This is a genomic window from Ohtaekwangia sp. (assembly GCF_036568665.1).
Classification (GTDB): Bacteria; Bacteroidota; Bacteroidia; order Cytophagales; family Cyclobacteriaceae; genus Ohtaekwangia.
This window is the reverse complement of sequence record NZ_DATCSD010000277.1, coordinates 1-8,264: the sequence shown is the minus strand read 5'-3', so window position 1 is coordinate 8,264 and position 8,264 is coordinate 1. Positions and strand designations below refer to the sequence as shown.

Below are 8,264 nucleotides of genomic sequence, written 5' to 3'. Positions count from 1 at the left end.
TTGGTAACTACATTGTTGGGTTTTATTACAGTGCCAATACCTTCCAGGCGATTGCCGCGAGCGGAGAGCTTATTTTGCGCAGCAATACTGCCGATCCAATCCTGCCATGGCTTGGTGAGTTGCTGTAATTGTTCAGGTGATAACTGCATACCATTGGCTGCTTCCCTGCGAAATACTAATAAGAACTCTTTCATCTTGTTGAGAATTTTAAGTTGAACATAATTGACTTTCAACTCCAAGACAAATGGTTTTCGGGGGATTGGACAGTTATGAATAAAAATTTGAGATTTTCTCACTAATCGATGAGGCAGACAGACCTGTCATTCAAATATCCTTCTCGTCAACCCATTTAGCCATTTCAACATAACGGCATAAGGCATTTGCCCAACGCATCTGGTCAATGGTTCTGCAATCAGGCTGAAGCAGAGCGGGATTAGCCACGAGTATACATATACATCTTGCACGACTCGTGGCAACGTTTAATCTGTTAGGGCTAAACAGAAAACTCATGCCACGAGGCGCATCTTCTATGGAAGAAGACGTCATGGAGTAAATCACAACGGGAGCTTCCTGTCCTTGAAATTTATCTACAGTGCCAATCTCAATATCGGGGAGCTCTTGCCGTAGTGCACTTACTTGTGCATTGTATGGGGCTACGATGAGTATATCTTTTGCCTGAAGCGGTTGTGTTTCGCCTCGTTCATTCGTCCAACCGGAGGATGCAAGTAATTTTGTTACAATTGCTGTTGTCGCTTTGACTTCTTCTTCCGATTTACTCTGACATCCTTTGTGAACAACAGGCGTATAGAAAAGTCCGGCACCATCATAGAGCGTTCCTCCGCTTATAACTTGTTTTTCCAAACCAGGAAGGGCATGAAGTTTTCCATCATAAAATATCTCAGAAGTAAATCTGCATATATGAGGATGTAATCGTCTGGTAACAGGCAGGAAGAGCCCTTTACCTTCTGGCATTGTTGCATGGCCATCCAATAAATATGTTAATGCGGCAACATCGCTCCCTTCAGGATGTGCGCCTTTTTGAGGTTGCTCAAGTTGCTGTGGGTCGCCTAACAGCACAAGATTTTTTGCAGCACGCGATGCAGCCAGTACATGCGAGAGCGACATTTGTCCGGCTTCATCTACAAAGAGATAATCTAACGTTTCACGCGAGTCATCTTCTGCCCACAGCCACGCGGTGCCACAACCTATCTTCCCTTCAGCCAACGCAGCAATTACTTTATCGGACTTTGATACTTCTGAAATCTCTTCAGGACAATCGTCAGATTTCTCGGTTATCTTATGTGCAAACTGTACTTTCTGATTGTGCTTTTTTGCTTCCTTAATAACGGCGATACATAAGTTCCTTATTACTTTATGACTTACTGCAGTAATTCCGATCTTCTTACCAGCTTTCAGAAGTTCAATAATTATTCTCGCCCCGGTATAGGTTTTACCAGAGCCTGGAGGTCCTTGAATGGCCAGATAGCTTTTATTCAGTGCAAGAGCCAAACGTATAGCAACGTTCACTATATCTTCATCTGTTGTTAAATATATACCTTCTGTTCCATCCGAAAGGGTAGGGCTTCTTTTCATCAGCAGGTCTTTTGCTGCATGATACGGCCAGACGTGCGTTAATCCTGTATCATCAACAGCATTGGCGAAATCCATTAATGAAGTTACTAAAGAGCCTGGATTAACTACCTCCGACACATGTACAGCTGTTGGATGTATACTTGCTGCTGTGCCTGTCTTCTTAATATCGATTGTATAGTTTTCTAATGAAATAGCTTTTACAGAACCAATCTTTTCTCCTTTCACCTCTACCAGTGCATCATCTTCATCTATATTTAACTCCTGTGGCGGATAACTATAGCGATGTGTAACATTCCTCTCTTTGCCTTCTTTCGGAAGCTCACTTATAAATTGAAGTCCCGTTATAGCCTTGCGTTCTTCAAGCAAGTCTTCATGTTCAAGTTCATGAACACGGAAGTACTCCCACCAGGCACTCTTGTCTTCTCTTCGGAAGTAGTCTATCTGATGCGCCAGCAGCCACTTCGCTTTGTCTTCATCCGTCCAGCTAAATTTATCTTCCGGTAATTTTTCCGTAAGTGCTTTAAATATAGCTTGCGACCGAACATCATATTGCTGAACGTTCTCCGTGGCTTCACCTGTCTTTAATTCAGGTCTTGAAATTTCTTTGCCTGATTTCACAGCCTCTGTACGCAACTGTTCTAACCAAACATGTAAAGCTTCGGTAGCGAGGCAATCATCCTGATTATAATCTTCAACGGTTTGAATGGTTTCTCTTGGTAGCGAATTAAATTCGTGAAGCTCAAGTGCTACCTCGACAGCCTTTCTGGAAACACTGGCATCATGTAGTTCCACCTGGCGAGTATATTTCGTAAATCGTTCAATAGCTTTTAAGGAGTAAGTTTCAACACTGGCCAGAAACGCTTCCTTGAATACAGCATGCAGGTCTATAAATCGTTCTGCACGAAGCAGTATATCAACTTCCTTCTCGTATATGGCATGTACGCGTGCGAGTCGTTTTATAGCCGATGGCTCATACGGTGCAAAATGATAAATATACATTTTAGGATAACGCTTCCATCGCTCCGTAACAAACTGCATAAACTGCTCGAATGCTTTTCGCTCTTCGCTTTTGTTGGTTGACCAGGTGGCTTTATATACCAATGTTCCATTTTCCTGATAAGCATACCCGAAAACATATTCCAGTCCACCATCTTCGTAAAAATTATCACCTTCCAGATCGAGGTAAATATCACCTTCGTTTGGCTCGGGTAATCGATTCAGGCCGCGACCTGCTTCCAGCAGAAGAGGAGCGTACAGTAATTTGTTCTGGTATCGCCCTTCCAGTTGAATGCCAGCCTGCGATTGCTTTCTTTCCAATGTAGCCTTATTGCCTCGTTCCGGTTTTTCAAGTTTCTCTGCCTTGGCAAGTTGCTCGAGTGTATTAATCTTTTGCCGCTGTAATTCAACGATATGAAGCGAGCGCATTCCGGCAACTAACGACAAGTGATCATCCTCATGCCGCTTCTTATCACAAGCCTGCCACCAGCTACAGATTGTACAATGTTCTGTGGGATCAGGATAAGTAAATGAAACGTCTTGTGTCATTGTATACTCCAGATCTTTCTTCACCATTCGATAGTATGCCTGAAATTGTGCAAAGCGATATGACTCGGTCGGGAAATTTTCACCGGGCTTTACTACATACATATTCTCGGGAATACTTCCCTGAAGCTTTGATAGTAATTCAGTATAAAGACAGAGTTGAAGAATAGTAGCGGCACGCGTATTCTGCGACAGTTTGGTATCCTGTACTTCATACATCCACTTGCCGAATTTACTCTCTCCGGGAACCTTAATAAGAATATCAGCATAACCAGACCAATGGTCTGCTTCCAAATGGGCCTGAGCAATTATATCTATGCCTTGGCGCATAGCTTCTATTGTTGCAGCCCAAGGCTTTCCTTTCAGGTATTCTACACGATATCCTTTACTCTTTAAATATTCAACATAAGCGGCTTCATGTTCCTGGCCTCGTTTGATAAGGACTTCCAATGATGGATCATACCAATGCGGAGCGCTAATTTCTCTTAAAGCTACCAAGCGATTTAATTGGGTAAGATGAAGACAACTTACATGATTGGATAAATCGGTTGCAGCCAACTGGAACGTTTCAGAAATATATTTCATTTGTCATCATGTTTTTTACATCCTTTAGCCAATCTCAAAGCTTATCCAAGCTAAAATATTTCATTGGCAAGAAGAACGTCAGTTTCCCAAATACCCATTTTTGTTTCCGAAATAACTAAAATCCCATAATTATTCTGTACTATAAAAGTACATACCCATCAACGCAGAGAATAACAACTCGCTCAATCCTCCACAGTTATACTTACAATTTGCCATTTGGTATATATTTCTATTTGTCTCCGCTAAAATTAATGCACTTTTCTTGTAAAAAGAGGCGATGCGCATAGTGGTGATATCCGGAACAACTGTCTTGTAAGTGCTACCGGCTTTCGGGTAGTGCACCCCCTAACAAAAATAATCGGTCATGTATACTGGTGTTGGAAAACATGAGGTGGTAAAGCTATGTGTATCATAATCAAATGAACCTTTATTAACAAACTATATAAAAATGAAAATTCTAAAATTCGCAGCGGGAGCTCTGTTGGTACTGCTGTTTCAGGCGTGCAGCAAAGATGATAACAACAGTGCAGACACGGTAACGTTTACCTCCAGCTCGCAAACAGTAGCCGAAAGTGCCGGTACTATAAAATTACCGCTCACCATAAGTAAAGCCGTAAACAGTTCGGTGCAAGTATATTTCGACATATCGGGCACAGCCTCGCTCAATGGCGATTATGAAATAACTACACCTTCGCCTATTACGATTAGTGCCGGAGCTACAACTGCTTCCATCGATATACAATTGATTGATGATGGCATCATCGAATCCTCTGAAACGCTGGTGGTAAAGCTCACTGCTTCGGGCAGTGGCCTTTCATTAAGTTCTGACACGACCAAGAGTATATATACACTTACTATTACGGATAACGACACTGCCCCCACTTCTGACCTGCAGGTAGACCTTACGTGGGGCAATGGTGGCGATGACGATATCAACAAAGAAGACCTGAATCTATATATCACCAACAACGTAGTGATAGACAACGGCAGTATAACATCATTTGATGTGTATGCGAAGTCGGAGAACACTACAGGTTTTGAAACAGCTACCCTGAAATCAGATGCTACCGATGGCGATTACTATATAGCAGTAGCCTATAACTCGGGCAGCAGTGCGGTTAACTTCAAGATCAACCTGAATGGCCCCGGCTATACCAACAGCACCGCCACAGGCAGCTTTACAACAAGCGATGTAGGCCATGCTGTATTTTACGGACCAATTACAAAGAACGGAACATCGTTTGGCCGAGTAGCTGCGCCAGAGCCTGCATCGTTCTACAAACCCGTGGTATTCCCTTAACCTATATATTCGTATATAAATAGCACCTGGCCCGGACTCACCCCGGGCCATTTTTGTTTTAAGCTGATGAAAGTCATTCCGCGAACTGTATAAAATCAAATCACGGGTATAAATATCATTGCATATTTACAGCTCACAACGTTAAACATGCAGTAATTATGAAAACGAAATCTATTTTCATGGTAGTGATTATGATTTTTGCCTGCGCATCAATCAACGCTCAGGATCTTCCTCCCAAACACAGAGGCATGCATCCTATATTGAGGGCCGATGGAACGGTTGTAGATGAAAACGGTAAACCACTGGGCTCTATAAAAAATGGTAAAGTGTGCGATGTTACCGGCAAGGTAATAGGCATTATTGCCGAAACCGGAGATGTTACTGCTGCCAACAGCAAAGGTGTAATTGGCGTTATTCAAAAAGACGGAAGTTTCAAAAGCAAGAAGGGCCATGTAGTTACTACCGATCCGGATGGATTGGTAAAAGTTGCCGGCAAGGCTGTTGCTAAAGTAGAGGCTGGTTATAAAGAGAAGTCGCACGGTTGCGCCCTGCATTGTTTCTTCAGTGCCGAAAATAAAGATGCCAAAGAAATTGACGAGCACGCTCATTAATGATATAGTATAAATATCATTATCGCCAACAGCAGAAGTTTGTAAATTATACAACAGAACTATGTTTAAGTGTAAATCAAACTTACGTTAAACATCGTAAACTGGTGGTATAAATATTTACTGCAAACACTGTACATGGAAGCGAACCATCCCCAACAATATACCTGCCCGATGCATCCGGAAGTAATAAAGGATGCACCGGGCCAATGTCCCAAGTGCGGCATGACGCTGGTTCCACTACAGGAATCAAAACCTCATCACAGCCATGGAGCCCATGCGGGCCATGCACAGGCATCAGCCACAGATCATAATCATGCACAAGGTAGTCACGCGCATCACGCAGGCATGATTGAAGATTTTCGCAAGCGATTTTATATTGTACTCCTGCTCACTGCTCCGGTTATGGCGCTTTCGCCTATGATACAACATGGGCTTGGCGTTAGCTGGTCGTTTACCGGATCGAACTATATATTGCTGGCACTATCGTCTATTATCTTCTTCTATGGCGGATGGCCGTTTCTTTCCGGGCTTGTTCAGGAAGCAAAGGCAAAATCGCTGGGAATGATGACACTCGTTGCTGTTGCCATAACAGTAGCCTATATCTATAGTGTTGCCATTGTACTGGGACTATACGGCATGGACTTCTTCTGGGAGTTGGCTACGCTGATTCTCATTATGCTATTAGGTCATTGGATAGAGATGCGCTCCATCATGCGTGCATCCAAAGAGTTGGAGTTACTGGTGCAGCTCATGCCGGCAGAAGCCCACCTCGTGCATGGCGATCACATCATGGATGTAAAAACTGATACACTCAAAGCCGGTGATGTTATACTGATAAAGCCCGGAGAAAAGATTGCGGCCGATGGTGAAATTACAGAAGGCCAAAGTTATCTCAACGAATCAATGCTTACCGGGGAATCAAAGCCTGTAGAAAAAACGAAGAACGATCAAGTAATTGCCGGCTCTGTCAATGGCGAAGGTTCATTAAAGGTAAAAGTTGCTCATAGCAACCAGGAGTCATACCTGTCACAGGTGATCCGGCTTGTGCAAAATGCGCAGGATGCAAAATCCAAAACACAACTGCTGGCAGACAAAGCAGCGCGCTGGCTTACTATACTCGCGCTTGCCTCGGGTGCTATAACCTTTATTGTATGGCTTGCGCTGGGTAAAGATATAGCCTTTGCTATAGAGCGCATGGTAACTGTAATTGTAATCTGCTGTCCGCATGCCCTGGGGCTAGCAGTACCACTGGTAGTAGCACGCTCTACTGCTATATCTGCCCGGAGCGGATTGCTCATTAAAGATCGCACTGCCTTTGAGAATGCCCGCAGAATATCGATGCTCGTATTCGACAAGACGGGCACACTTACGCGTGGCGAGTTTAACGTAGTGCAGTACGAATCTTTACATGCAAACTATAACCGTGAAGAAATAATACAACTGGCAGCAGCGCTCGAACAACACTCGGAACATCCTATAGCGACCGGCATTATGCGAAAGGTAAAGGAGTTGCAGCTGCGCCTTCCTCCCCTGCAAAATTTTAAAGCGATTACCGGCAAAGGTATACAAGCCACAATTGGTGGTAGAGATATAAAAGTAGTAAGCCCCGGGTTTCTGAAAGAAAATAACCTCGAAGTTCCTGCAATCTCCTCGCAGGCAGAAACGCGGGTATATATACTGGCAGAAAATATAGTGGCTGGCTTTGTTTCGCTGGCCGATGAGATACGACCCGAATCGTATGAAGCTATAAAAATTCTTCACCGGCTACATATAAAAACATTGCTGCTTACAGGCGATAATCCGGCTGTAGCAAAATCCGTAAGTGATGCGCTGAAGATGGACGGCTTTATTGCTGAAGTTCTGCCGCATCAAAAACTGGAAAAGATAAAGTCACTTCAAAGTCAGGGAGAGTTTGTTGCCATGACTGGCGATGGTGTAAATGATGCTCCCGCGCTGGCACAGGCAAATATAGGTATAGCAGTAGGATCAGGTTCAGATATAGCAGCCGAAACTGCCGACATCGTGCTGGTAAACAGCAATCCGAAAGATGTAGCCAACCTGATTCTGTTTGGCCAGGCTACCTATAGAAAAATGATACAGAACCTGGTATGGGCCACCGGATATAATGTTGTAACACTTCCTTTGGCTGCGGGCATTTTATATAACGCTGGCATTATGGTAAGTCCCGCTATAGGAGCTGTTTTAATGAGCGCAAGCACCGTAGTGGTTGCTATCAATGCCGGATTACTGCGCATTAAATAAATTTTCCTTCCCTTGTAAGATATATATAGCAGTTAGCTGCATTCGCTATAGGCGAACACTAGATCTGTTCGCTATATTTATAGTGCTAATAGCGTTTTGTATTATTTAATAGCCGCTTCTCTTACTTTGGCGTATCGGACTGTTCTTTGTTTTTTATAACAGTATTGAACGGATTCTTGTTTTAGGTTATGTAGTATCGTTACCACAACATTGAATTATATGTTTACCCTCTCAAACTGGAAACTGTTAGTTGTTGCACCTGTATTTTTTATCGTTACAAGCCTTTCGGCACAAACACCAGGACTTATTGTAAAGCCTGCTGTAGCCGGTAAATCTGTACTGGACCCTAATGCCGACAATTATGTTTCAAC

The 8,264-nt window shown here is 43.4% G+C and carries 4 protein-coding genes and 1 pseudogene; 3 read left to right on the top strand and 2 right to left on the bottom strand.

Annotation, left to right across the window (positions count from 1 at the left end; genetic code table 11):
• Window positions 1–194: pseudogene (locus VIN08_RS15420) on the bottom strand (transcription initiation protein); the annotation flags it as partial.
• 130 nt (window positions 195–324) lie between these two features.
• Window positions 325–3,720, bottom strand: a complete 3,396-nt coding sequence (locus VIN08_RS15415; RefSeq protein ID WP_331966880.1) for a TM0106 family RecB-like putative nuclease — start codon at window positions 3,718–3,720, stop codon at window positions 325–327.
• Between the two features lie 448 nt (window positions 3,721–4,168).
• Between VIN08_RS15415 and VIN08_RS15410 the strand changes: the two genes are divergently transcribed.
• From VIN08_RS15410 to VIN08_RS15400, 3 genes are all read left to right on the top strand, one after another.
• Window positions 4,169–5,020: a Calx-beta domain-containing protein gene (locus VIN08_RS15410; protein WP_331966878.1), complete on the top strand. Its 852-nt coding sequence runs from the start codon at window positions 4,169–4,171 to the stop codon at window positions 5,018–5,020.
• A 158-nt stretch (window positions 5,021–5,178) separates the two neighbouring features.
• Window positions 5,179–5,631: a hypothetical protein gene (locus VIN08_RS15405; RefSeq protein WP_331966876.1), complete on the top strand. Its 453-nt coding sequence runs from the start codon at window positions 5,179–5,181 to the stop codon at window positions 5,629–5,631.
• Between the two features lie 135 nt (window positions 5,632–5,766).
• Complete coding sequence (locus tag VIN08_RS15400; protein WP_331966874.1) at window positions 5,767–7,893, top strand: copper-translocating P-type ATPase; 2,127 nt, start codon at window positions 5,767–5,769, stop codon at window positions 7,891–7,893.
• Window positions 7,894–8,264: the final 371 nt, after the last annotated feature.